The organism is Lentzea sp. CA-135723 (assembly GCF_050936595.1).
Classification (GTDB): domain Bacteria; phylum Actinomycetota; class Actinomycetes; order Mycobacteriales; family Pseudonocardiaceae; genus Lentzea.
The window spans coordinates 1,369,390-1,394,435 of the sequence record NZ_JBNJMK010000001.1 but is presented as its reverse complement, the minus strand read 5'-3'; the positions used below and the strand labels follow the sequence as shown (position 1 = coordinate 1,394,435).

At 71.6% G+C, this 25,046-nt stretch carries 24 protein-coding genes; 12 read left to right on the top strand and 12 right to left on the bottom strand.

Annotation, left to right across the window (positions count from 1 at the left end; genetic code table 11):
* Positions 1-10: 10 nt before the first annotated feature.
* Together ACQEU1_RS06065 and ACQEU1_RS06060 are read right to left on the bottom strand one after the other, a co-directional pair.
* Positions 11-343: a hypothetical protein gene (locus tag ACQEU1_RS06065; protein ID WP_433197093.1), complete on the bottom strand. Its 333-nt coding sequence runs from the start codon at positions 341-343 to the stop codon at positions 11-13.
* Between the two features lie 13 nt (positions 344-356).
* Positions 357-1,727: a short-chain fatty acyl-CoA regulator family protein gene (locus ACQEU1_RS06060; RefSeq protein WP_433197091.1), complete on the bottom strand. Its 1,371-nt coding sequence runs from the start codon at positions 1,725-1,727 to the stop codon at positions 357-359.
* A gap of 157 nt (positions 1,728-1,884) precedes the next feature.
* Here ACQEU1_RS06060 and aceA point away from each other — a divergent pair, with 157 nt between their 5' ends.
* Positions 1,885-3,147, top strand: a complete 1,263-nt coding sequence (gene aceA, locus ACQEU1_RS06055; RefSeq protein WP_433197089.1) for an isocitrate lyase — start codon at positions 1,885-1,887, stop codon at positions 3,145-3,147.
* Entirely contained in the window at positions 3,147-4,661 is a 1,515-nt protein-coding gene (aceB, locus tag ACQEU1_RS06050) for a malate synthase A (protein ID WP_433197087.1), read from the top strand. Before aceA ends, aceB begins: the two co-directional genes overlap by 1 nt.
* A gap of 129 nt (positions 4,662-4,790) precedes the next feature.
* Here the strand turns inward: aceB and ACQEU1_RS06045 are convergent, their stop codons facing one another.
* Positions 4,791-6,110: a hypothetical protein gene (locus tag ACQEU1_RS06045; protein ID WP_433197085.1), complete on the bottom strand. Its 1,320-nt coding sequence runs from the start codon at positions 6,108-6,110 to the stop codon at positions 4,791-4,793.
* A 102-nt stretch (positions 6,111-6,212) separates the two neighbouring features.
* Here ACQEU1_RS06045 and ACQEU1_RS06040 point away from each other — a divergent pair, with 102 nt between their 5' ends.
* The 4 genes from ACQEU1_RS06040 to ACQEU1_RS06025 all read left to right on the top strand — a co-directional run bounded on the left by ACQEU1_RS06040 (position 6,213) and on the right by ACQEU1_RS06025 (position 9,860).
* The gene (locus ACQEU1_RS06040; RefSeq protein WP_433197083.1) at positions 6,213-7,019 is read left to right on the top strand and encodes an SAM-dependent methyltransferase; all 807 of its coding nucleotides are present in this window, start codon (positions 6,213-6,215) and stop codon (positions 7,017-7,019) included.
* Between the two features lie 59 nt (positions 7,020-7,078).
* Positions 7,079-7,276: a hypothetical protein gene (locus tag ACQEU1_RS06035; RefSeq protein WP_433197081.1), complete on the top strand. Its 198-nt coding sequence runs from the start codon at positions 7,079-7,081 to the stop codon at positions 7,274-7,276.
* 77 nt (positions 7,277-7,353) lie between these two features.
* Complete coding sequence (locus tag ACQEU1_RS06030; RefSeq protein WP_433197079.1) at positions 7,354-8,079, top strand: DUF6313 family protein; 726 nt, start codon at positions 7,354-7,356, stop codon at positions 8,077-8,079.
* Positions 8,080-8,084: 5 nt separating this feature from the next.
* Positions 8,085-9,860, top strand: a complete 1,776-nt coding sequence (locus ACQEU1_RS06025) for a PstS family phosphate ABC transporter substrate-binding protein (protein ID WP_433197077.1) — start codon at positions 8,085-8,087, stop codon at positions 9,858-9,860.
* 2 nt (positions 9,861-9,862) lie between these two features.
* Here ACQEU1_RS06025 and ACQEU1_RS06020 read toward each other — a convergent pair whose 3' ends face one another.
* From ACQEU1_RS06020 to ACQEU1_RS06005, 4 genes are read right to left on the bottom strand one after another with little or no spacing between them, the layout of a single operon-like run.
* Positions 9,863-10,591 carry an NlpC/P60 family protein gene (locus ACQEU1_RS06020; RefSeq protein WP_433197075.1) on the bottom strand — a complete coding sequence of 243 codons (729 nt, stop codon included), beginning with the start codon at positions 10,589-10,591 and terminating at the stop codon, positions 9,863-9,865.
* 10 nt (positions 10,592-10,601) lie between these two features.
* Entirely contained in the window at positions 10,602-11,084 is a 483-nt protein-coding gene (locus ACQEU1_RS06015) for a poly-gamma-glutamate biosynthesis protein PgsC/CapC (protein ID WP_433197073.1), read from the bottom strand.
* On the bottom strand, positions 11,081-12,268 hold the full coding sequence (gene pgsB / locus ACQEU1_RS06010) for a poly-gamma-glutamate synthase PgsB (protein WP_433197071.1): 1,188 nt from the start codon (positions 12,266-12,268) through the stop codon (positions 11,081-11,083). The genes ACQEU1_RS06015 and pgsB overlap by 4 nt, the downstream gene beginning before the upstream one ends.
* Positions 12,268-14,550 carry a HAMP domain-containing protein gene (locus tag ACQEU1_RS06005; protein ID WP_433197069.1) on the bottom strand — a complete coding sequence of 761 codons (2,283 nt, stop codon included), beginning with the start codon at positions 14,548-14,550 and terminating at the stop codon, positions 12,268-12,270. Before ACQEU1_RS06005 ends, pgsB begins: the two co-directional genes overlap by 1 nt.
* Before the next feature lie 26 nt (positions 14,551-14,576).
* Here ACQEU1_RS06005 and ACQEU1_RS06000 point away from each other — a divergent pair, with 26 nt between their 5' ends.
* Positions 14,577-15,440, top strand: coding sequence for a hypothetical protein (locus ACQEU1_RS06000; RefSeq protein ID WP_433197067.1), 864 nt, complete (start codon positions 14,577-14,579; stop codon positions 15,438-15,440).
* Positions 15,441-15,446: 6 nt separating this feature from the next.
* Here the strand turns inward: ACQEU1_RS06000 and ACQEU1_RS05995 are convergent, their stop codons facing one another.
* A complete protein-coding gene (locus tag ACQEU1_RS05995) occupies positions 15,447-17,795 on the bottom strand; it encodes a CapA family protein (RefSeq protein ID WP_433197065.1) in 2,349 nt (782 codons plus the stop codon).
* A gap of 311 nt (positions 17,796-18,106) precedes the next feature.
* Between ACQEU1_RS05995 and ACQEU1_RS05990 the strand changes: the two genes are divergently transcribed.
* From ACQEU1_RS05990 to ACQEU1_RS05970, 5 genes are read left to right on the top strand one after another with little or no spacing between them, the layout of a single operon-like run.
* Positions 18,107-19,042: a hypothetical protein gene (locus ACQEU1_RS05990; protein WP_433197063.1), complete on the top strand. Its 936-nt coding sequence runs from the start codon at positions 18,107-18,109 to the stop codon at positions 19,040-19,042.
* Between the two features lie 47 nt (positions 19,043-19,089).
* Positions 19,090-21,897 (top strand): CHAT domain-containing protein, encoded by a 2,808-nt coding sequence (locus tag ACQEU1_RS05985; RefSeq protein WP_433197061.1) that lies wholly within the window; start codon positions 19,090-19,092, stop codon positions 21,895-21,897.
* 4 nt (positions 21,898-21,901) lie between these two features.
* The gene (locus ACQEU1_RS05980) at positions 21,902-22,333 is read left to right on the top strand and encodes a hypothetical protein (RefSeq protein ID WP_433197059.1); all 432 of its coding nucleotides are present in this window, start codon (positions 21,902-21,904) and stop codon (positions 22,331-22,333) included.
* Positions 22,333-23,160, top strand: a complete 828-nt coding sequence (locus ACQEU1_RS05975) for a hypothetical protein (RefSeq protein ID WP_433197057.1) — start codon at positions 22,333-22,335, stop codon at positions 23,158-23,160. The genes ACQEU1_RS05980 and ACQEU1_RS05975 overlap by 1 nt, the downstream gene beginning before the upstream one ends.
* A 16-nt stretch (positions 23,161-23,176) precedes the next feature.
* Entirely contained in the window at positions 23,177-23,674 is a 498-nt protein-coding gene (locus tag ACQEU1_RS05970) for a hypothetical protein (protein ID WP_433197055.1), read from the top strand.
* Here the strand turns inward: ACQEU1_RS05970 and ACQEU1_RS05965 are convergent.
* From ACQEU1_RS05965 to ACQEU1_RS05950, 4 genes are all read right to left on the bottom strand, one after another.
* Positions 23,631-23,924, bottom strand: a complete 294-nt coding sequence (locus tag ACQEU1_RS05965; protein ID WP_433197053.1) for a hypothetical protein — start codon at positions 23,922-23,924, stop codon at positions 23,631-23,633. The two genes, ACQEU1_RS05970 and ACQEU1_RS05965, sit on opposite strands and share 44 nt — an antisense overlap.
* Complete coding sequence (locus ACQEU1_RS05960; RefSeq protein WP_433197051.1) at positions 23,924-24,433, bottom strand: RNA polymerase sigma factor; 510 nt, start codon at positions 24,431-24,433, stop codon at positions 23,924-23,926. The genes ACQEU1_RS05965 and ACQEU1_RS05960 overlap by 1 nt, the downstream gene beginning before the upstream one ends.
* A complete protein-coding gene (locus tag ACQEU1_RS05955) occupies positions 24,430-24,576 on the bottom strand; it encodes a hypothetical protein (protein ID WP_433197049.1) in 147 nt (48 codons plus the stop codon). The genes ACQEU1_RS05960 and ACQEU1_RS05955 overlap by 4 nt, the downstream gene beginning before the upstream one ends.
* A 138-nt stretch (positions 24,577-24,714) precedes the next feature.
* Positions 24,715-25,035, bottom strand: coding sequence for a hypothetical protein (locus ACQEU1_RS05950; RefSeq protein WP_433197047.1), 321 nt, complete (start codon positions 25,033-25,035; stop codon positions 24,715-24,717).
* Between the last annotated feature and the right edge of the window lie 11 nt (positions 25,036-25,046).

Genomic DNA, 25,046 nt, shown 5'->3' with positions numbered 1-25,046 from the left:
TGACCTGGGATCACTTCGGCGTCGCGACGATCAGGTCCGCGATCGCCGGCGGAGGTGCCGCCACGCCGGGACCGCCCGCGTCCACCCAGTCCGCCACGCCGTGCAGCGACGCGTCGTCCAGGATCGAGCCGACCCACACCGGTTTCGCGCCCGCCGCCCGTGCCGCCGGGCTGGGCTGCACGACGACCACGTTCGACACCTCGCACGCGTCCAGGCAGTCGGCGACCTTGACGGTGGCGAGGCGTGCTCGGAGCAGGTCGAGCTGCCGGTCGTGGTCGACGTCCGGGTGCTTGCGCTCGGTGCCGCAGCAGCAGCCGCGGCACACGGTGATCCGTGCGGTCATGATCTCTGTCTACTCACTCGTGCACGGGATAGGGCGTGAACGTGCTGTGGTTCTCATCGATCGACAGCGTTCGGCCCACCTGGGGGAACGCCCGTTGCGCGCAGCCGACTCGCGGGCAGGTCTTGCAGCCGGGGCCGATCGGGACGGCTGCCTCGTGGTCGTCGAGGTCCAGGCCCGCTGAGTAGACCAGGCGAGAGGCGTGGCGCAGTTCGCAGCCGAGGCCCACGGCATAGGTCTTCGTCGGCGTGCCGTAGCGGTGCGGGCGGCGGGTCACGGTGCGGGCGATCCAGAAGTAGCCGCGGCCGTCGGGCATCACGGCGATCTGGCGCAGCACGCGGCCCGGCGCGCTGAACGCCTCGTAGATGTTCCACAGTGGACACGTGCCGCCGGTGCGGGAGAAGTGGAAACCGGTGGCGGACTGGCGTTTCGACATGTTTCCGGCGCGGTCGATGCGGATGAGCGAGAACGGGACGCCGCGCGCTCGCGGGCGTTGCAGGGTGGAGAGGCGGTGGCAGATGGTCTCGAAGCCCAGGCCGTAGTGGTCGGTGAGGCGTTCCACGTCGTAGCGGAAGCGTTCGGCCGTGGCGAGGAAGTCCTGGTACGGCAGGATGAACGCGGCCGCGAAGTAGTTCGCCAGGCCGATTCTGGTGAGGGTGCGGGACTGCGGGTTGCGCACCTCGGCGGCCAGTGAGGTGAGCAGGTCGCCGTGTTCGGCGTAGGCGAGCTGGACGGCCATGCGGAACGCCTGCTGGCCCGGCCGCAACCCGGCCGAGAGGTGCAGCACGCGGGTGTCCGGGTCGTACCGGTGGCGTTCGTCCTGCGTCTCCAGGTGGGCCACGCGGATACCGTGTGCGGCAAGGCGTTCGGTCAGGATCTGCCGCACCTCGCCGCGGCGCAGGCGGCACTCCAGCGCCAGGCTCTCGGCCGGTTCGTCGAGCACGCCGATGTAGTTCTGGCGTTCGTAGAAGAAGTCGCGGGCGTCCTCGTGCGGCATCGTGACGGCCTGCGGGGAGTCGCGGTCGCCGGTGAGCAGCGCCAGTTGTTCGGACGCCTCGCGGTAGCGGCGGTGCAGGGCGATGACGGCCCGCGCGGCGGCGGGGGAGGAGTCCGCCAGCTCGGCCGGCACGGCGACGCCCAGGTCGGAGAAGACCTCGCGCAGCTCGGCCACGAGGCGGGTGACGTCGTCGTGGGCGAAGAAGGTCGCGTCCACGCCGAACGCCTCGGTGATCTTGAGCAGCACCGGCACGGTGAGCGGGCGGGCGTTGTGCAGCAGCTGGTTCAGGTAGCTGGGGGAGATCTCCAGCAGGCGCGCGACCTCGACCTGGCTCAGCGCGCGGTCGGCGATGAGCTGCCGCAGCCGTGGTCCGGCAAAGGTCTTGTCCACGGTTGCGAACTATAGCGAACCCTTCGATTAACAACGTTCGCAAAACCGTGGCTGAAACTTGGCAGATCTTGGCTGATTGCGGCTCTCGACCAGGGATCCAGCGCCGACCTACGTTCATCGGCAACCGATCGACGAGCTGTTGGCAAGGAGATGTGCGATGACCGAGGCGAACGAGCTGGCGCGGCAGTGGTCCACCGACCCGCGGTGGCAGGGCATCGAACGCACCTACAGCGCGGAGGACGTGCTGCGGCTGCGCGGCACGGTCGTCGAGGAGCACACCCTCGCCCGGCGCGGCGCCGAGAAGCTGTGGGACCTGATCAACACCGAGGACTACGTCCACGCCCTCGGCGCGCTGACCGGCAACCAGGCCGTGCAGCAGGTCAAGGCGGGTCTGAAGGCCATCTACCTGTCCGGATGGCAGGTCGCCGCCGACGCGAACCTCTCCGGGCAGACCTACCCCGACCAGTCGCTCTACCCGGCCAACTCGGTGCCGCAGGTCGTGCGCCGCATCAACAACGCCCTGCTGCGCGCCGACCAGATCAGCCACTCCGAGGGCGACCACAGCGTCGACTGGCTCGCCCCGATCGTCGCCGACGCCGAGGCGGGCTTCGGTGGCAACCTCAACGCGTTCGAGCTGATGAAGGGCATGATCGCGGCCGGAGCGGCGGGCGTGCACTGGGAGGACCAGCTCGCGTCCGAGAAGAAGTGCGGCCACCTCGGCGGCAAGGTGCTGATCCCGACCGAGCAGCACGTCCGGACGTTGAACGCGGCCAGGCTCGCCGCCGACATCGCCGGGGTGCCGTCGGTGATCGTCGCCCGCACCGACGCGCAGGCCGCCACGCTGATCACCAGTGACGTCGACGAGCGCGACCGCCCGTACATCACGGGGGAGCGCACCGCCGAGGGCTTCTACCGCGTCACCAACGGGATCGACCCGTGCATCACCCGCGGCCTGGCCTACGCGCCGCACGCCGAACTGCTGTGGATGGAGACGTCGAAGCCGGACCTGGAGGTCGCCCGCGCGTTCGCCGAGGCGATCAAGGCCGAGTACCCGGACCAGCTGCTCGCGTACAACTGCTCGCCGTCGTTCAACTGGCGCAAGCACCTCGACGACGCCACGATCGCCAAGTTCCAGCGCGAGCTCGGGCACATGGGCTACAAGTTCCAGTTCATCACCCTCGCCGGCTTCCACTCCCTGAACCACTCGATGTTCGAGCTCGCGCGGGGGTACGCCGAGACCGGCATGACCGCGTACGTCGACCTGCAGGAGCGGGAGTTCGCGTCCGAAGTGGACGGTTACACCGCGACCAGGCACCAGCGCGAGGTCGGCACCGGCTACTTCGACCTCGTCAGCACCGCGATCAACCCGGCCAGCGGCACCACCGCGCTGAAGGGCTCGACCGAGGAGGAGCAGTTCTGATGCTCAGCCACCACATCGAGGTCGTCGGCACGCACGATCCAGCGATCCTCACGCCCGAGGCGCTCGACCTGATCGCCCGCCTGGACCAGGCCTTCGCCGGCCGCCGCTCCGACCTGCTGGCCGCCCGCCGCCGTCGCCGCGACGAACGTCAGCCGCTCGGGTTCCTCGACAGCACGAGGCACGTCCGCAACGCCGACTGGACCGTCGCCGGGTACGCGCCGGGTCTGGAGGACCGCCGGGTCGAGATCACCGGCCCACCCACGCCCAAGATGACCGTCAACGCCCTCAACTCCGGCGCGAAGGTCTGGCTCGCGGACTTCGAGGACGCCACCTCCCCGACGTGGGAGAACGTCATCGGCGGCCAGCGCACGTTGCTGGAGGCGGTGTCCGGCAGGCTCGACTTCACCGCGGACGGCAAGCGCTACGCCGTCGGCGACGACCCGGCGACGATCGTGGCCCGCCCGCGCGGCTGGCACCTGGTCGAGAAGCACGTCGTGGCCGACGGCCGCCCGGTCGCCGCCGCGTTCGTGGACTTCGCGCTGTTCCTCATGCACGCGGGCCGGAACCGCCCGTACTTCTACCTGCCGAAGCTGGAGAACCACCTCGAAGCGCGGCTGTGGAACGACGTCTTCGTGCTGGCGCAGGAGATCCTCGGCATCCCGCGCGGCACGATCCGCGCCACCGTGCTGATCGAGACGATCACCGCGGCGTTCGAGATGGACGAGATCCTGTTCGAGCTGCGCGAGCACTGCGCGGGCCTCAACGCGGGCCGGTGGGACTACCTGTTCAGCATCATCAAGACCTTCCACGACCAGTCGTTCCCGGACCGCGCCCGGCTCACCATGACCGTTCCGTTCATGCGCGCCTACACCGAACTGCTGGTGCGCACCTGCCACCGCCGCGGCGCCCATGCGATCGGCGGCATGGCGGCGGCGATCCCCAGCAAGGACACGGCTCTGAACGCCACCGCGTTCGAGAAGGTGAAGCAGGACAAGGAACGGGAGGCCGCCGACGGGTTCGACGGCTCCTGGGTCGCCCATCCCGCGCTGGTTCCCGTCTGTCGCGACGCGTTCGACGAGGTCCTGGGCGGCTGGCCGAACCAGCTCGGCCGGCTCCGCGAGGACGTCGAGGTCACCGCCGCCGACCTGCTGGCGTTCGGCACGGCGGGCGACGAGGTGACGGAACCGGGGCTGCGCAACAACATCGCGGTGGCCGTGCGCTACCTCGACGCGTGGCTCGGCGGCACCGGCGCCGTCGCCCTGTTCGGTCTGATGGAGGACGCCGCCACCGCCGAGATCTCGCGCTGCCAGGTGTGGCAGTGGCTGCGGCAGGGGCTGTTCACCCGCGAACTGGTCGAGAAGATCCTGGAGGAGGAGCTGATCGGCCTCACCCACGGCGAGGCCGTGCGCGCGTTGTTCACCGACGCGGCGTTGGACGACGACCTGCCGGCGTTCATCACGCCACGCGCCTACGCCCAGCACCTGTCACGCCGGGAGGCTTCCCTGCGGGCCTGAAGCGGCGAGGTCGCGTGGGAAGGGGATGCGAGTGCCGTCGACCGAGAACCCGGTCGACGGCACTTTGCAGTTAACTCTATTGCTTCAGTGGTGACTAAAAGAAGTGATCGGCGGTGCTGGCGTTGCAGGTCAGGGGCAGACGCTGAAAAGCCTGCGCGTGCCGGGACCGGTGTAGGCGGCGCGGTCGGAGAACCGGCAGCCGAACGTGTCGGCCGACGGGGAGCCGATGGTGTCGCCGGCGGGCTTCCTGCCGCGGTCGGTCCAGGTCACGAGGTCGTCCCAGGCCGTGCCCACCTCGGCCGGGGAGAACTCGCAGTGGTCGACCGTGCGGATCGCCCGTTGCACGAGCCACTTCGACTGGCCGTTGCGGGCCACGTCGTCGCGGTAGGCCTGTTCCATCGAGAAGGGCACGAAGAGGTCGCCCAGGCCGTGCAGCGAGACGACCGGGACGTTCGGCCTGCCGTTGATCTTCGGGATCTCGGTGAGCGACGGGGTGAGGCGGGAGCGCCAGTCGCGCGGCGCGACCCGCTGGACGGTGCGGTTGAGCTTGTCCGGCTGGTAGCGGGTGAAGAGGTTGGTGGCCAGCCGGGACGGGTCGAACGCGAGCGGTGCGGTGTCGGCGGCCGGGGTGGCCAGGCCGAACAGGAAGTCCTTCCAGTAGGCGAAGGCGGGGGTGGCGCCGGGCCGCGGGCCGCCGCTGCGGTCGATGACGGACGTGCGGAACTGGGCGCCCTGGGGCGTCACGGTGTCCGGGCCGCCGGGGACGAGGGTCGTGGTGCCGAGTTTCTGCTGCATGGCGGGGACCACGGAGGCTAGGTAGTCGGCGGGGATCGGGTAGGCGCGGGTCTTGGTGAGCGCCTGCGCGGTGAGCTGGTAGTCGAGGAAGAAGTCGAACAGCTCGTGGTCGCCGAGCACGCCGCACATGGGCAGCGCGCCGTCGTAGAAGCCGGGGAACTGTTCGAGCGACCTGCCGATGACGTGCCCGCCCATCGACACGCCCGCGATCAGCACCTGTTTCGGCTTGGCGACGAGCTTGCCGAAGTGTTGCGCGAGGTCGTACGTGGCGAGCACGCCGGCGCGCACGTCGTAGCCGTTGCCGTAGTAGGAGGACGCGGCCCACGCGTAGCCCTGGTTGAGCACGCGGGTGCGCAGGCCGTAGGCGGGTGGGTCGACGGTGAGGACGGTGCCGGTGCCGCGGTAGCCGTGTGCCCACATGGCGAGCTTGCCGTTCCACTTGGCCGGCACTTCGACGATGTAGGCGGAGTGTTCGTGGATGCCCTGGAGCACTCTCGTGGGCTGCCCGTTCACCACTTCGGGTGCGAGCGGAGGGTTGTTGACCGTGTAACCGGGCAACGGCTGGTCACCGGGCACGTTCCGGTCGGCCAGCGCGGGCGGTGCTCCGGCGAAGAGCGCCAGCCCCAGCAACGACACCACGACTCGTGTGCGCATGCCGTCCATTGGACTCCTGCGCACGTGTCGGCTCTACGGCCGAACGGAGCGGATCTTTGGGGTAGCGTGCCGGTCACGGCTTCGATCCTCTGGGGGAGCGGCATGACGGACGGCACTGCGGAGACCGGCGGCGTGGACCTGAGCCGGCCGAGCGCGGCCAGGGTGTACGACTACTACCTGGGCGGCGCGCACAACTTCGCGGTGGACCGCGAGATGGCCGAGCGCGCGATCGGCCTGTGGCCGGACCTGCCGCAGATCATGCAGGCGAACCGCGCGTTCCTGCGCCGGGCGGTCCGCTACTGCGTCGACAACGGCATCCGGCAGTTCCTCGACCTGGGCTCGGGCATCCCGACGGTGGGCAACGTGCACGAGGTGGCCCAGGCGGCGGCCCCGGACGCGCGTGTCGTGTACGTGGACAACGACCCGGTGGCGGCGGCGTACAGCGAGAACATCCTGCGCGGCAACGACCTGGCCGCCGTTGTGCAGGCCGACCTGCGCCGCCCGGACGAGGTGCTGGACAGCCCCGGGGTGCGCGCGTTGCTGGACTTCGACGAGCCGGTCGCGGTGATGATGGTCGCCGTGCTGCACTTCGTGCCGGACGAGGACGACCCGGCCGCGATCATCGCGAAGTACCGCGAGGTGATGGTTCCCGGCAGTCACCTGGTGTTGTCGCACGCGAGCCAGGACGGCCAGCCGGGTCAGGCGGACTCGCACCAGGACCTCTACCGCCGCACCGCGACGCCGATGACGATGAGGTCGCGGGCCGAGGTCACGGCGTTGTTCGACGGCTTCGACATCGTGGAGCCGGGTGTCGTGTACTTCCCGGAGTGGCGTCCGGTGTCGCCGGAGGACGTCGACGACCACCCGGAGCGCTTCACGGGCCTGGCGGCGGTGGGCCGCAAGGACTGACCGTTGCCGGTGCTGCTGCTGACCGGTCCACCGGGTACGGGCAGCCGACGGTGCGTCTCGTGACTGACGGGTTCTACCGTGCGATCAGCACGGGCTTTGTGCTGCCGTTCTTGCCTGAGGCGCAACGGCAGAACGAGGTGGTGATCGAGGTGATCGCGGGCGCTGTCGCCACTTATGCGCGTGGCACGGCTCGTGGCACCGGCGAGACCGCCGCGGTGGTCCGGCGGTCGGTCGCGGCGGGCACGCACCGGCTCTGAGTTCGACTCGCTGTGACGTGCGCCATAGTCGGGCGCTTTCTTTCAACGGCAGGCCGTTCGCGATGTCTTATGGGGGCGTGATCGGCGAGAGCCGGCGTGTCCCGCCCGGGGTGGAGGGGTGGGTCGAGCCGCAGAGCGTGGGACGGGCCGGCCGTGAGCCGGTGAGGGACCGGTTCCGGCGGTGGTGGCGTGGCCGGTTCCGGCACACGGGGCTGGTGTACTGGCTCATCACGCAGGGCTACGTGGTGTTGCTGGTCTGCGCGGTCATCTTCGTGGTGAACGCTGTCTTGCTGGGGTGGGACAAGGCTTACGAGATCAGCGCGCTCATCGCCTCTCCGTGGGAGGTGGCGGGGGACGAGCATCCGCAATGGGTGTGGTTTCCGGCGTTGCTGTTGTCGATCGTCGGGTGGCTGGTGGTGACCGGGTTCGCCGGTGCGGTGGCCGGTTACATGGTCATCAACGCGACCACGAACCGGTCGGGGCCGAAGGGGGATCGGCTGGGGCCGTTGCCCACGGGGAACATTCCGCGGCTCGCGAACCTGCAGTACTCGCGGCACGGGCATGAGATTCCGCCGTACTTCGCGTTGCGGTTCGCGATGCGGCACGAGGGGAACTGGCGGTCCGCCCAGGATCACTGGGAGCGGATGGTCATGCACTTCCTGCGGACCGACGGGTTCGACGGTGGCGATGGGCCGGGCAGTGTGATGCGGCAGGCCGTGACGTACACGTCGTACTTCCTGCACGGGCTGTCCGGGCGGTGTCCGGAGTGCAACGGACTGGCGCACAACGGGTCGGAGGACTGAGCACGGTGCTGCCCGAGGATCCCGCCGCGCGGAGCCGGTTGCGCAAGGCGAGTCGTGAGTTGTTGAAGAAGGCTTATCCGGAGTACGACGACGAGCAGATCGAGCACGAGGTCGACGCGGCGGAGGAGCGGGCCGATCTCGCGGGGGATCCCGGCGCGGTCACGGCGGCGCCGCCGGGCACGTTGATCGACGACGCGGCGCCGGACGAGGGCAAGGCGTGGTCGCGGCCGGTGCGGGCGGCGGTGGCGACGGTGGTGCTGGCCGCGGCGCTGGTGCTGATGGCGTTGTTCGTGGAGCAGACCGCTGGGACCTCGGTGCGGGCGCAGGGGATCTGGGGGCTGCTCGTGGTGGCGGCCATCGCGGGTGGTTTGGTGTATTCGACGCACCAGCGGGCGCAGCAGGAGCGGTTGCTGTCTTGTCGTGTGCGCATTGACGCGCCGTTCAGCGTTGACCGGGGTCGGCACGTGTCGCTCGACAGCGATGGTGAGCCGCTCACGGACGCGGGCATCGTGGTGGCGCGTGTGAAGAACACGGGTCGTGAGCGCATCGAGTCGGACGACTACGTGTCGCCGTTGTCGCTGCACTTTCCCGGCCGGAGGCTCGTGTCGCTCGACGTCACGGAGTCCGAGCCGCAGAACCTCGCCACGCTGGTGGCCGGGCTGCCGGATCTGCGGGCCGTCGCGGGTGAGGACCGGGTGACGTTGCCGAGGGTGCGGCTGAAGCCCGACGCGTCGTACAAGGTCGTGATCGTGCTGGAGGGCGAGGCGGCCGGGGCGAACGTCGAGGGCCGGTTGCGCGACGGCCGGATCACCACGCAGGAGACCAAGCGCCGGACGGGGCCGTACACGCCGTTGTGGGCGGGGCTGACGGTGATCTTCCTGACCGGTGCGCTGACGGCGTTCCTGCTGCCGCCGGTGGACCGCCCGGCGAACCTGGCGTGCGTGCGGGACTCGTTGACGCTCAGCGGTTCGACGGCGTTCGCCTCGACGGCGGCCAAGCTCGCGGGCGCCTACGAGACGCTGTGCCCTGGGTCGGTCATCCGGTTGAGCGCGCGGGGCAGCGTCGCGGGTCTGCAGCGCCTCAACGACGCCGAGGGCGACGACCGGCGCACCCTGCTGGCCCTGTCGGACGTCAAGGCGGGCCCGGAGTTCGAGGAGCTGCGGTCCACGGACCTCGCGATCATCCCGTTCACCGTGATCGCCAACCCCCAGCGCCGGATCGCCAACCTCACCACGCCGCAGGTCATCGGGATCTTCATGGGCGGCATCACCAACTGGAAGGACATCACCGGCGAGGACCACCCGATCCACGTCGTGGCCCGCACCACCGACTCGGGCACCCGCAAGACGCTGGAGACCAGGCTCGGCGTTCCCCGCGTCGAAGGCACCTCGGAAAACTGCACCGAACCGCGCCGGCCCGGCACCCAGGCCGTGATCTGCGAACGAACGTCCACATCGGACGTCATCAGCGCGGTCGCCGCCGACGAGTACGCCATCGGCTACGCCGACCTCGCGAGCGCGCAGCAGAACACCGGTGTCACCCCGCTCGCCATCGACAACGTCGGCGTCACCGACCTCACCGCCGACTCGGCCGAGATCCTGCGGCTGAAGTACCGGTTCTGGGCCGTGGAACGCATCTACCGCACGCAGGCGGCCGTTCCCGGCACGCTCGCCTCCGCCTACCTCGAGTACCTGCGCACCAGCGAGGCCGCCGAGGTGATGCGCCAGTTCCGCTTCCTGCCGTGCACCGACCCGCAGGTCGAGTCGCTCTGCGCCGGCTGACCTCACAGCCGGCGCACGGCCACCAGCGCCGCACCCCTGCGGTGGCGGCCGAAAGCGTCACCGCCGAACGCCGGGCCGTCCGTCCTCTTGCGACTCGACACGTACCGGGCGTGCCCGTACTGGTCCAGGCCGAAGAAGATCCCGACGGACCCCTCGGCGGGCCCTGAGAAGACCAGCAGGTCACCGGGTTGCACCGCGAGCCGGTCCGCGGGCACGGCCGTGCCGGTGACCGCCATCTCGGCCGGCGTGCGCGGCAGCGAGTAGCCGTACACCAGCCGCACGTACCCGGCCGCGTCCAGGGCGGCGGACGCGTCCCGTTCCGCGCCGGGAAGGTAGTGCGCCGCAACGGCGAGAACGTCCTCGGTCCGATCCTCCAAGGCCTTGTCCAGCCACGGCCGCAGCCACGCCCCCTGCGCGGAGGCCGCGGTCCACGGTTGCGGAGCCAGCCGCACCCAGGACGAGGTGGCCACGGCGGAGAACGTCCGCGCGGGCCCGGTGATCACCACGGTCCGCGCCCCGTCGGTGAACGTCGCGACGACCCCGCGTTCGTCCCGCACGACCGTGCGCCAGGGCGAGGTCAGCCGCTCGAACCGGTACTCCCTGGCCGATACCGAAGAACTGCGGTGCACGACCGGACGCCGGTCCTGCGACGCCACGTGCGCCACCGCGACCGACGACGACGCGATGACGGTGCACAACACGACGGCGTGCACCAGGAGCCGGCGAGTCATCACATCTCCTTCAGGTGGTGGGAACAAGTCCGACGAGGACGCCGCTGACGAGCACCCCGTACGTGATCAGGCTGACCGACCCGGTCGCCAGCACCGTCGCGCCGGGAGGTTGCCGCACGAGCTGGTACGCGATCAGCCCCGGCACGACGAACCCGAGCGTCTCGTGCACGTACAGCAGCGGGTAGTCGTGCTGGATCAGGATGAACAACGACGTCTGCAACAGCACGCTCAGCAGCACGACCGCCGCGAACAGCCGCTTGCCGTACAGGATCACGACCCGCTGCAAACCCTTGGTGCCCAAGTACGTCAGCGCCGTCATCAGCACGACGATCGCGGCCCGCCGGTAGTCCTCCACCAGCGTCAGCGCCAGCCAGCCCGGCGTGATCATCCCGCCGGGGGACAGGTTCGACGTCAGGTAGCACAGCAGCGAGAACACCAGCCCGATCGCGAGACCGAGCGTGGCCACCTCCGGCTGCAGCGAACCGGTGATCATGAGGTGCTCCGTTCCGCACGGGTGAGCCGGTCCAGCTGCTCCAGCAGGACCTCACCCTGGCCGTGGATGTTGCCGATGGCGGCGAGCGAGATCGGCCCGCCCGCGCCCAGGACGTCGCGCAGCAGCGAACCGGGGTCGCGCCGCCCGCCCAGGTCGTCGAGCCGGCCCCGCCACGTGCGCGGGATCGCGAGCGCCGCGCTGCGGGTGGGTTCGCCGATCAGCACCACCCGCTCCGGGGCGAGCGTGCCGACCAGCGCGCCCATCTGGCCGTTGCGCTCGACCCGGTCAGGGCGGCAGTTGATCACCAGGTGCAACGGCCTGGCGATCACCCCGCGCTCGAGCAGGAGTTCGATGTTCATCAAAGTCGACTCGGGGTCGTTGGCGGCGAACACGTTCGCGAACCGCACCTCGCGGTCGTCCACGTGGTAGCGGTGCACCCGCAGCACGCCGGGGTCGGGCGGCGCGTCCCACATGCCCTTCACCGCCAGGTCCCGGTCGACCCCGCACAGCTGCGCGACGGCGATCGCGATGGCCACGTTCTCCTTGAACGTGATCCACGAGAACCCGCTCATCTCCTCGTCGGTCACCGACTCCGGATCGACCTCGACGAGCTCGCACCTCCTGCGGGCCGCCTCCGTCCGCAGGATCTCCACCCGTTCGACCTCGGCGGTGACGCACACCCCGCCGACCGGCATCGACCGGCACAACGACCGCGCCACGTCGTCCAGCGTCGGCCCCATCTCGGCCAGGTGGTCCTCGCGGACGTTGCACAGCACGCCGATCGTCGAGCGGATCAGCTTGGTCTGGTTGATCTCCTGCAGCTCCGGCGCGACCGCCATGCACTCCATCACCAGCGCGTCCGGCCGGTACGCGGCGGCGCGGCGCACGATCCCGATCTGCTCCACGACGTTCGCGATGCCGAACTTGCGGTGCACCGGCTCCTCGGTGGCGTCGGGGTGGATGAACCGCGCGGCGGTGCCGGTCGTCTTCGCCACGGTCACCAGCGACCCGCCGCGCAACGACCCCGCGCACAGCCGCGTGATCGAGCTCTTGCCGCGGATGCCGTTGACCAGAATCCTGGTCTCGATCGCGCGCAGGTTCCGGTAGTGCCTGCGCTGCTCGACGACACCACCGAAGAGCAGCGCGACACAGGCCGCGAGGTGGACGGCGTGCAGGAAGTGCATCACGACCCCCTTCGTTCGACGGACTGGCGATGAAGTTCCAGGCACCGCGCGACGGTGCCGATCTCGTCGGCCCGCTGCGGGTAGACGACGGTCGCGGTGTCCCCGCTCGCGAACCGGTCCGCGGCGGCCGCGAGCCTGCGCAACGGCAGCACCAGCACGAACGCGCACCACCCGCACGCCCCGAGCGCGACGACGGTGGCGACCAGCGCCGCGAGCCACGCCGTGCGCCGGATGTGGTTGCCCGGCAACGGCAACTGCGTCACCGGCTGCTCCACCACGACCGCCCAGCGCAGCTCGGTGAAGTCCTTCGACCCCGGCAGCACGGCCGACGCCACCACGGACGCGTGCCCGCCGACCACCCGCACCGCCGGCCCGGTCAGCCCGCGCAACGCCTCGTTCACACTGGCGCGCAACGGTTCCGCCGCCAACGGCTCGTACGCCTGGTACCCGACGGTCGCCGCCACCGTGCGCAGCTCCGCGTCGACCAGCCGCCCCGTCCCGCCCGGCAGCCGCACCAACGCCGACAGCCGCACCACGTCCAGCTCACCGACGACGAACCGCCCACCCGGCAACGGCGCGGCCGCGTAGATCACCGGCACCCGGTGCGCCACGCTCTGCTGGTGCAGCCCGAACCCCGGCGGTGGCGGCTCCTCCGCCCGCAACGGCACCCGGCCCGCCCGCGCCTGGAACCGCCCCTCGGCATCGACCACGTAGACGCTGCGGTACCTCGTCCTGCGTTCGGTGAGCCCCTGCAACGCGGGCCGCGGATCAGCCGTGCCGGACACCAGCTCCGCGAACGACCGCAGGTCCGTCAGGCTCTGCTGCAGACTGCGCCGCACCGACGCCGCCGTCGTCTCCGCGATCCGCTGCGCCACCTGCACGGCCTGCTCCGGCACCGGCACCTCGTGCCGCCCGGCGGTGCCGAGCACAGCCGCAGCCCACCCCAGCACCGTGACGGTGACGAGCCCGACCGCCACCAACGCCGACGGCAGCCGACGCCGGGGCACGGGCGCGAACGCCGCCGCGATCCGGTGCGTCTCGGAGATCCACTGCCGGCGTGGTGCCGCGCCGGGCTGCCCGGACGTCACCGCCAGGGCGTCGCGCCGCAGCCGCCGGACCGGGCCGGTGAGCCCGGCGACCAGCACCGCCACCGCGAGCACCAGCACGCCGAGCAACGCCAGCACCGGGGCGGGGCCTGTGCTGTCGTCACCGATGCTCGCTCGTGGGGTGGAGCCGACGAGCAGCAGGGACAGGCCGAGGTCGGTGGGGCCCGAGGCCAGCGGGGCGTAGGCGACGATCGGCACCGTGCCCCGGCTCGGGGAGCCCACGAGGTGACCGGCCTCGCCCCGGACGGCGACCGCGGCCGCCCGCCGGATCAGCGGGTCGGCCTTGGTGGCGGCACCATCCGAGGTGGCGGCAGTGGGCCCGCTGCTCGGGGTGGCGGCTACGGGCTCGCTGCTCGGGGTGGCGGCTACGGGCTCGCTGTGTGGTGCGATCGCGGGTTTGCCGTCCAGGCCGACGGCAGGCTTGCCATCCGGTCCCACCATGGGCTTGCCGTCCGGTCCGACTGCGGGCTTGCCGTCTGAACCCACCACCGGCTTGCCGTCCGGGCCCGTCGCGGGCGTGCGGTGCGGTTCGGCCACGGGCTCCTCGTCCGGTTCGCCTTCAGCCCCGGCCACCGCGCCGCCGACCGCCCCCACCACCTCGCCGTCCCCGTCCACCAGCAGCACCGTGCCCGGCACGCCGGCCACCCCCGCCGGCGCGACCTCGAGAGCGCTCGACACCACGACCACCCGGTCCGAGCCCGGCACCGCCGCGGACGTCACCGCCCGCACCCCGCCGTACCGGTCTGCCGCCACACGCACCGCACCACCGCCCGCGTTCTCGAACGGCACCGGCTCCCCGGTCGACGCGCGCAACGCACCCGCCGCGTCCACGAGCGCGATCCCACGCGCGTGGGGGCAGTGCTTTGCGAAGTACGCGATCGTCTGCTCGTCGCCCTTCGCCCCGCCGTAGAGCTTCGCGGCCGTAGTGAGGTCGGCGGCCGCCTCGGTCACCGACGCGCCTGCCGAGTGGGCGAGGTTCGTGGCGAACCACTCGTGCGAGCGCGCGACCACCTCCACCGGCGAGCCGTCCGGCTGGCCGGAGAACCTGACTGCGCAGAAACCCAGGAGCAGCAACAGAATCGCGGCCAGCACGGCCAGCGGTGCGCGTACGCCGGACGGGAAGCCGGCCTCCGCGCACTGCCGTTCGAGAGTCATCCGGTCGACGGTGTCGCTCACGGCCGCACCGCCCTACGTTGGCACACATGAGGATCGCGTTGCTGGCCCTGCTGCTCGCCGGGTGCACGGCCGTCGCCGGGCACCCCGAGCCGAGGACGGACCTCGCGCGGCGCGTCGTCGCGTTCGCCGCCGCCCTGTCGCCCAGCGCCCCCTACCGCGCACCGGACACGAGCGAACGCCGCACCGCGCTGGACGGCCTCATGCCGTTGCTCGACGGCACCGCAGCCACCACCAAAACGTTGGAGCCCTTGGGTTTCACCGTCGAGAACGGAGTGGACGAGGCGAGCGGCCGGGCGTTCGTGCTCGCCGCCACCACGCCGGGCGCCGAGCAGGGCTGGGGGATGTTCCTGGCGGACCGGTCCACCACCCCGCGCCTGGTGATCGAGGTGCCGCACCCGAACGCGGACCTGAACACCGAGGCGCTCGGCCTGGAGCTCTACCGCCGCACACCGGGCGCGGTCGTGCTGATCGCGGGCGCGCACCGCAGGGCGGCGGGGGAGAAGGCCGACGTCGCCCACCAGACCGACGCGCTCTTCCACGCGGTGGCAACGGAGTTCGCGCGGCGCGGGCTGCCGCAGGTGCAGCTGCACGGCTTCCACGAGCAGAGCCTGCCGGGCGCCGACGTCGTGGTGTCGACCGGTCAGGCCCGGCTCGCACCGGCCGCGCGCAGGGTCGCCGACCGGCTCGACCAAGCGGGCCTGGTGGCCTGCCGCGGCTGGGACGACGTGTGCGGGAAACTGGAGGGCACGAGGAACGTGCAGGGGCGGGCTGCTGCGGAACACGGCTCTGTCTTCCTCCACATCGAGGTGACGGGACGACTGCGCGAGTCGGAACGGGCGCGGGCGGACCTGGCGGCGGCGCTGGCCGCGGCGGACGTGGCGGCCGGGTGAGTCCACTCAGGACCGCAACACCTCGGCCGCCAGCTGTCTGGGCGCGTCAGTCGTGTTGCGCGCCAGGTCGAACGCACCGAACGCCCCGGTCATCCCGCTCGCCCCACGCCACTCGACGAAGCGCACGTCGTCGAGGTCGAACGTGCCGGGGCCGGTGAGTCCGGCGTAGAGCATCACCATGTTGCCGGCGCCCAGATCGTCGGTGGACACATCGACGGTCACCTGGTGCCACGCACCGTCGTGCGGCACCTCGACCGCGCGGGTGATCGTCGTGACGACGACCGACTCCGGGTCCTCGGTCGGGTCGCTGTCGTCGAAGCGGTACACGTCGAGCCGGACCTGCCCGCTGCCGCGCACCATCGCCCGGACCGAGTACGACGGCTCGGGATCCGCCGGTGTGTAGATCCGGTGCCGTGGCACGGGAATCCGCGCGATCGCCCGCGTCTGCACGGGCTCGCCCGCCGACGTCAGCCGCAGGAACCGCTGCCCCTGCGACGCCGGTCCGGCCTGCGCGGCGCCCGACGTCCAGTGCGTGGGGTCACCGAGGTCGGCGTCGGCCGTCTCGTCCTCGAACCGGCCCCAGCCGAACAGGTCGCGCCCGACCTCGACACCCTCCCCGCCCACCGGCCTGACCAGCGTACCCGGCGCCGCGAGGCCGACCACGCCGTGCGAGGGCACCGGCGTGGTCGTGCTCCCAGGTGAAGGGGCCGAGGCGGTGACCCGTCCCGTGTTGTGCTCGAACGCCACCTGCGCGGGCACCTCGTCCGGCGCTCGTTGCCGCTGGTGGGCGCGCACGGCACCACTGCGGTCGCGATCGGTCGACGCGGGCACGGCGCCCAGCTCCCAGATCCGGTCCAGCACGCGCCGCGCGGCGTCACCGGTGAGCGGGACCGGACGGTAGCCGACCAGCTCGACCGGCAGCAGCCGCGCCTCCAGCAACCGGTCGCCGTCCCACACCGTGCGCACGACGACGCTCGCGAACGTCGCCAGGAAGTTCTGGTCGAACACGAGGTTGCCGAGGCTGTAGACGATCAGGTGGCCCTTGTACCACTCGATCCCTTGCAGGACATGGGGATGGTGCCCGATCACGATGTCCGCGCCCGCGTCGACGGCGGCGTGGGCCATCGCGCGCACGTTGTCCGACGCCACGTCCTGGAACTGGAAACCGGCGTGCAGCTGCACGACCACGAGCTGGTTCCCGGCGGCGAGATCGGCGATCCGCGCGGGGGACGCCACCGGATCCCACCGCGCCGCACCGCCGTGCCCGCGCCGGGCGACCCAGTCCTGCACCTCCGGGTACACGGCGACCAGCGACGCCCACATCCCGGCCGCAGCGGCGCCCTCGGCCTTCCGGTACGCCTCCCACGCCTCACCGATCCGCCGCGCCGCCACCGGTACCGGGCCGAACCCCCACACGCGTTCCTCGAACCGCCAGGCGTCTCCCGGCGTCGGGGTCACAGCGGCAGTCGGATAGGCGCCGTTGACGAAGTCGCCGTCCACACTGGTGAAGGCCGCCACCGCGACACCGGTCCCGTTGACGTCCCGCACGAACGGCACCGCGGCACCCTCGGCCGTGACGTCGGCGCCGACCATCCCGATGCCCGCCCGAGTGAGCGCGGCACGGGTGTCCGCGACGCCCTGGTCCAGGAAGTCGCGCGAGTGGTTGTTGGCGAGCACCGCGCAGTCCACGCCCAGCGCCCGCAACCCCGCCGTCGTGGCCGACGCGGACCGCAGGACGAACCGCTTCTCCGGATACGCGCGGCTCGCGGGCAGGTCGCTGACCACGCTCTCCAGGTTGACCGTGCGCAGGTCGGCCGCGGCGAACGCGGGCGCGAGCGCCGACACCACCTCCTCGGCGCCCCTGGCCGCGTCCTGATCCGGCACGAGCGGCGCCGAGGAGTCCTCCGGCTCCGCGTACCGGCGCCCGAACATCACGTCACCGCCCGAGTGCATCGCGAACCGGCCCTGCCTGCGCGCGAACAACTTCACCGTCACCGGTGTGTCCACATCGGACCTCCCGAGCGGCACCGGCTCCGGCAACCGGTCAGGCGCCTCGACGACGGCGAGCACCGGCCCGTTCAGCACGGGCGTGGTGACCGTTCCGTCCGGATCGCCCGTCAGTCGCTCGGTGCTGGAGCCGTGCAACGTCACCGTCGCGCGCGGAACGCCCCTGCCCGACTCGTCGACCACGTTGAGCCGCAACGAGAAACCGAGCGCATTGCCCGCGCCCGCGCACGGATCGTCGCACCCGGTCACGACGCCGATGGCGCGGAACGCGGCGACGAGCACCATGATCAGACACACGACCAGACCCAGCGAGAGCACCGCCGACCTGGTCCACCAGAGTCGAGTCATCGCAGACCACTTCCGAGGAGCGTTCTGGCGGCGGCGTGCTTCACATGGTGGCCCCTGCCCGTCTCGAAAGCACCGGCCGGACGGGGGTGCCGGAAATAGACTAGGTCCAGTACTATTCCCGCGCGGACGCGAGTTCATGCAGGTAGGAGCTCTACAGCTGACCGATTTCTCCCACTTTCGTCCACTCTGGACGATCGTTGCGGGTCTTGGTCCGGAACGCGCGGAAGGTCTTGACCGAGAGGCTGGAAGGCGAGTACACCTCTGGTTTAGGAAACTTTCTTAACGAATCCGCGCAGGGAAGGGCGGACGCCTTGAAGTCGTCGCCGCTGCTCGTTCTCGTCCTCGTGCTGGCCCTCCCGCCGGTCGCGAACGCGACCCGCTACGACTTCGTGCGCGTGGACGATCCGCCCCGGACGTTGGTGCTCAACGCGCGGGGCGACCGCCTCGCGACGTTGACCGACGGCGCGCGCACGGCCGTTTTCCGAGGCCCGGCCCGCACTTTCGCCGAACCCGAGGTCACCGCGGCCACCGTCACCACCGACGACTGGGTGCGCGTCGCCCCCGCGCCGTGGCGCCCCGGCGGCGAACAGGACCCGGCACTCGCGAAGTGGCTCACCACGGCGTTGCAGGACCGCTCACCCGACGTGCTCGACGTCGCGATGCAGTACCGCCGCAACACCCCGGACCTGCGCGACGACCGGGGAGTCCGGTACGCGGGCCGGGCGTTCTTCGGCCCGATGGTCGACGGTGAACGCCTCAGCGACGCCGACTTCAACGACTACCTGGGCGTCCCGTGGACCTACCCCGGCGGGGTGGTGCGCGAACCCGACCCGCTGCGCAAGGACTCCCTCGACTGCAGCGGCTACCTCCGCATGGTCTTCGGATACCGCGCGGGCTACCCGCTCGGCTGGGCCCCGTCGCGCACCCGGCTTCCCAGACAGGCCAAGGACTTCACGGCCGGCGCGCCCGGCACGGTGATCGTCGCCGACACCGGCGCGAGCCCGCCCGCCGAAGACCTGGAGCGGCTCCAGCCCGGCGACGTGCTGGCGTTCGACCTCGACCCCGCCGACGGGCCGCTGCTCGACCACTCGGCGATCTACCTCGGCGTCGACTCGGCGGGACAGCCGAGGTTCGTCTCCAGCAGGAAGACCTACAACGCCCCGACCATGGGCGACAAGTACGGTTCGTCCGTGCTCACCGGGGACGGCGTGTTCGCGAAGGTGTTCCGGCTGGCCAGAAGGGTTTGACCGCGTTCAGCGGACTCGCGGTTTCATGATCTGCCAAGCTGGGCCGCATGGGGAACCGGGCGCGCTTCGCCGCGATCGCCGCCGTCGTCCTCGCCGTGGTGGCGTGGGGAGCCTGGGTCGGCTGGCGGCGCTACACCCTCGCGTACCTGCCGCCGGAGCACGTTTTCGGGAACAAGGGCTACGTCTTCGACTCCGAGACCGGACGCCCTCAGTGGATCCTGGCGCCGGGGCCGATAGTGATCTTCACCTTCCCCGCGCTGATGCTGATCCTCGCCGCGTTCACGATCTCCATGGTCCGGGGGCACCTGCGCGACATCGCGATCGGCTGGCGCGCGTTGCGCGACCGGCCGCTCGGCCTGGGCCTCGGCACCGTCCTCATGTTCCTGATGGTGCCGTGCTGCGTGGTCGTCCCGTACTGGATCCACACCGCCGGGAACGACATCTCGCTCTCCGAGTACCTGGAGATCGGGTTCTTCACCGACGTCCCGGTGACGGTGACGATCGGCGGGTCGATGCTCGTCGCCGCGGTGTTCCTCGTCGTGTCGGCGCCGTGGTTGTTCGACCTGTTCCCGCGCCTGGTCCGGGCGATGGTCGTGCACCGGATGATCAAGTCGGGGAAGGCGGCCGACCCCGGCGTCCAGGCCGAGGTGACGCGGCTCGAACGCGAGTTCGTCCGGTACCCCTACCGCAGCCAGCTCGCCATGACCGTCTTCGCACGCACCCAGCTCGCGAAGCTCGACGAGGGCGAGCCGCTCGACGACGCGATGCTGCGCACCATGGCGACGCTGCCGGGCCTGGAGGAACGGTCGTGGACCCACGTGTTCTCCCCGCTGCTCGACGACGGCGACGCGCGCTACCAGTTCGCCGAGACGCTGGTGAAGGCCCACGTCCAGACGGACGCGGGCGCGCACCTCGACGTCGCGATCCGGCTGCTCGAAGGACTGCACAGGCGGCCGCACTTCACCGTCCGCAAGGCTCGGCGCGCCAAGATCGCGTTGACGCTCGCGCACGCCCTGGTCCTGCGCGACACGCCCGCCGACACCGCCCGCGCGCACGCGTTGATGGAGAAGGCCGCGCGGGTCGACCCGGTCGAAGCGCGCCTCATGCGCGCGATCCTGCTGATGTGGACCGACCTCGACGAGGCGATCACACTGTTGCGCGAGATCGGCGAACCCGAACAGATGAGGCTCGCCGGCGCGCTCGTGGTCCGGTACGAACGCGACCAGGACCCGGCGGACCTGCACGAGGTCGTCGCGCTCACCGGACGGTGGCTCGCCGAACCCGGCGAGGACCGGTCGGACGTCCTCGACCACCGCCTCAACGCACTGGGGCACCTCGGCGACTTCGAGGCACCGGACCTGCTCGACGCGCTCGACCGCGTGGACGCGCTGCCCGACCCGCCCTGGCAGCTCGTGCACTTCGCCACGGCGATGCGCGGCATCCGCGCGCTCGAGAGCGGCGACCCCGACACGGCGCTCGCCCACTTCGAACAGGTGCTGCGGATCGTGGTCAGGGCCGCGTCGCTCGGCCTGAGCAGGGCGGACCGGCAGGCGGTGCTGAACCAGTCGCGGCTCGCGCCCGCCACCGTCGCCACGCTCGCGCTGACCGCGGGCAGGGTCGAACGCGCCGTCGAACTGCTGGAGCTCAGCCGCACCGTCATCTGGGCGCAGGTGCGGGAGCTGCGCGCCACGACCGGCGACGAGCCGCGCATCGCCGAGATCAGCGCGGCCCTGCAACAGCCGGGCTACGACGCCGGCGCGGACGACGACCTGCTCGCCGTGCACCGGCAGGCCGTGGGCAGGGCAGAGCTCGCCCGCGAGTGGGACGAGCTGGCGCAGCGGCGGACGTTCGGGCACGAGATCCGGTTCGCCGACCTGCGCGAGGCGGCCGCGGACGGCCCGGTCGTGCTGGTCAACGCCGGCGCCGAGCGGTGCGACGCGATCATCGTGCTCGCCGCGGCCGCCCCCGTGCACGTGCCGCTGCCCGATCTCACCGAAGGCGACGCGCGGGCGTGGGCGGAGGGCCTGCTCGACGCACCGACCCGGCGGATGAACGCCCGGCACATCGCGCCCCGGCTGTGGGACGCCGTCGCCGCGCCCGTGCTGGACGCCGTCGAGCCGCACCTGGGGCGGGACCGGCGGATCTGGTGGTGCCCGACCGGCGCGCTGACGCCCGTGCCGGTGCACCTGGCGGGCCGCGACGGCGACTCCGTGCTGGACCGCGTGGTCTCGTCGTACACACCCAGCCTGTGGTCACTGCTGGACGCGCGCCGCGGCCACCGGCCGGTTGCCGAGCCTTCGATGCTGATCACGTCGCTGGAGCAGACACCGCCGGGAACGTCGTGGGCACCGTTGCCGCACGCCGACGAGGAAGCCTCGTTGCTCGCGGCACGGGTGCACGGTGCCGTTCGGCTCGCGGAGAGCACGGCCACCGTTGCCGCCGTGAAGGCCGCTTTGCCCGGCAGCACGTGGGCGCACTTCGCGTGCCACGGCGACATGAACGGTCTCGTGCTGCACGACGGAAGCCTCGGCCTGGACGAGCTCGCCGGGATGGAGACGGGCGCGAACGAGGTGGCGTTCCTGTCCGCGTGCGTCACGGCCGTCCCTGACTCGGAGAACCTCGACGAGGCGCTGCACCCGGCCGCCGCCCTGCACCTGCACGGGTTCTCGCACGTCGTCGGCACGTTGTGGCACATGCGCAGCGAGGACGGCCCGGTCGTCGCCGACCAGTTCTACGCGCACCTGATCGCGGGCCGAACGCCCGCGCTGGCGTTGCACGCGGCCCAACGCGCACTGCGGTCCCGCGTCCCGGACGACCCCGCGCGCTGGGCCCCGTTCGTGCACATCGGACCTTGATACGGTGATCCACCGAGGGGAGTTGGGGGACATGCCGTCGTTCTTCCGCCGTGGCAAGCAGGAACCCGAACCGCCGGCGCGCCCGGACGAGGCCGCGCTGGCCGTCGCGTGGTTCTGCGACCGGCTGCCGTCGTTGCGCGCGACGGCCGACCAGATGGGCTGGAGGCGTGAGCTGGAGGCCGAGGTCGAGGCCGTCAAGGACGGCCGCCCGGCCCACGAGGCCATGCACAACCTGATGCTCGACCTCGGGACGGACTACCGGGGCGACGGCGCGGCGGGCCTGCAGGCGTGGTGGGAGGCGGCGCCGATCGGCCAGCGGTTCACCTGCCCGCGCTTCGCCTGCCCCGGCCAGGGCCGCGGCGCCGACGCGTCCGAGCCGTGGTGCAACCTCGACGACCGGCCGATGACGCCGTCCGTCCAGCGGCTGGACCCGTAGTGGACAAGCTGCTGTCCGGGCTGGGCACCAAACTGGCCGAGCGCTGGATCAACCTCCTCGCGCTGCCGGGCGTGCTGTTCACCCTGGTGCTGGCGTTCGCGTGGTGGGTGCGTCCCGTAGGCGCCCTCGACGTGACCGCCATTGCCGCCCGCCTCGGCGCGCTCGCGGTGCCGAAGCAGAACGGCCAGCTGGTGCTGCTCGCGGCAGGCGGCGCCGTGATCGCGACCGCGTGCGCCGGACTCGCCGCCGAACTCAGCCGGTTCGTCGCGCGGACGTGGACCGGCAACGGCCGCGTGGCCCTGCTGGTGCTGCGCCCGTTGCTGCGCCGGCGAGTCCGGCGGGCCCGTGCCGCCGCGCCGGACGGGTACACCGTGCCGGAGAGGTACCTGCCCGCCCGTGCCACCCGCATCGGGGACGCCGTCCGGCTGGCCGAGCAACGGATCGCCGCCCAGTACGGGGTCGCGCTGGTCCGCGTGTGGCCCCGGCTGTGGCAGCTGTCCTCTTCGGACGAACGCGCGATGACCCAGCTGGCGTGGGACCGTTACACGGCAGCGTCTCTGCGCGCCGCGTGGGCGTTCGGCTACCTGCTGGTCGGCGTGTTGTGGTGGCCGTCCGTCGTGGTGGCCGCGGTGTTGTACGTCAGCGCGCTGTCGTCGGCTCGTCGCGCGGCGGAGGACCTGCGCACGGCGATCGAGGCGCTGGCCGACGTGAAGCTGGTGGTGCTGGCCGGAGCCGTCGGGATTCCGTTGGCGCACGGCAGGTTCACGGCGAAGGACGGGCCGGCGCTGGAAGCGGTGCTCGACAAGGGCACCTACCTGATGAAGTGACGCTGGGGGAGAGAGAATGTCCGACGCCGCGGCAGCGGGTGGCGCGATGAGGCGCGTGGTGATCCTCGGCCGGGGCGGCGCGGGCAAGTCGACCCTGGCGAGGACCCTCGGCTCGGCGACCGGCCTGCCCGTGGTCGAGCTGGACAAGCACTTCTGGGGCCCGAACCTGGAGCCGTTGCCACTCGAGCTGTGGGAGGTCGTCCAGGGCGAACTGGCCGCCGCCCACGAGTGGGTCATGGACGGCGACCTCGGCCCGTACGACGTGCTCGACGTCCGCCTGCGGCGCGCGGACACCGTGCTGCTGCTCGACTACTCGTTCCCGCGCTGCGCCTGGCAGGCGTTGCTGCGCTCACGCGAGAACCTCGACTTCTGGCGCTGGGTCTGGTCGTGGCGCCGCAGGCACCGGCCCGCGCTGCTGAAGGCCGTGAACAGCTCGGACGCGTCGGTGCACGTGTTCCGGAATCCGCGGGCTACGGCGAGGTTCGTCCGGGAGGCAAGTCCGTTGGTGTTGTGAGCACCGTCGTGGTCGTCTCGGCCGGCGGCGCACCCGGCTCCGGGGTGGTCGGCGGTCCGGGCAGCAGCGCCAGGGCCAGCGCGGCGACGGCGGCCGTCGCGACCGCGGTGCCCACCACGGCGGCCGTGCGCCGGCGCGACCGCACGGCCCGCCCGCGCCTGATCACGCCGGCCGCGCCGTGGGCGTCCGGTGGCACCCGTTCCCCTCGCAGGGTGCGGAAAGTGGCGCGCAGGGTGTCCTCGTGCTCCATCACACCTCCAGCCGTGCGTGCCCGAACCCCGGGCCGAGCCGGTGCCGCAACGTCTGCAAACCCTTGCTGCTCTGCGACTTCACGGTGCCCGTCGAACAGCCGAGCGCGGCGGCGACGTCGTCCACGCTCATGTCGTTCCAGTACCGCAACACCAGCACGGCCCGTTGCCGCGCGGGCATCTTCGCCAGCGCGTCCCACACGACCAGCCCGTCCTCGGCGTCCGGCGCGGTGAACAGGCTCTCCGGCGGCGCGTCGGTGAGCTTCTCCCGGCGCCACCGCACCTTCCGCCGTTCGGCGAGGAACGTCCGCACCACGATCCGCTGGAGGTAGCTCTCGATGCCGCTGTGGTCGGCGAGCCCCGGCCCCACCAGGTACAGCTTCAGAAACGCTGCCTGCACCACGTCCTCGGCCTCGTGCCAGTTGCCGCACAACAGGAACGCCGTGAAGCGCATCGACTCCTGACACCGGTCGTAGAGCCGCGCGAACTCCGCCTCCCAGCCCGGCGTCATCGGGTCTTCATGTCGTCGGTCCTGATCACGGTGGGCCGCTGCTCGGGAGGCCGTTCGACGCCGGTGAGGGTGAGCGCGGCGAGGGCGAGTGCGGCGACGGCCAGCACGAAGACGGTCACCGCGATCACCAGTCCTGTGCGCACTGCCCTGCACCCCGAACGTCAGTGGCACCTCCACAGGTGCCCTCACCCCTATGAATGCGGTCGGGCGGCGGGCGGGTTGCCCTGACTTTTTCTGCCGGTTGACCGGGCGGCGCCGGATCCAAGACCATGAGAGCGTTCTCACGGATCGTCCGCGACGTCGGGGGTGGTCGGTTTGCTGCACGTGGTGGTGGCCCTGCTGATGGTTCTGGCGCCGGCAGCGCCACCGGACAACACGACAGCCGGGCCGCCGTCGAGCCCGACCGCCCCGTCGTCCAGCCCAGCCGCCCCGCCGTCCAGCCCAGGCACGTCGCCTTCCAACCCAGCCGGACCGCCTTCCAGCCCAGCCGCCTCGCCGGGAAGCCCGACCGCGTTGCCCTCCAGCCCCAGCGCGTCGCCGCCTTCCTCCTCCGCGGCCCCTTTCGCCGCCGCCGCGGCCGTGTGCGTCCTGTCCTGCGACACCCTCGACCCCT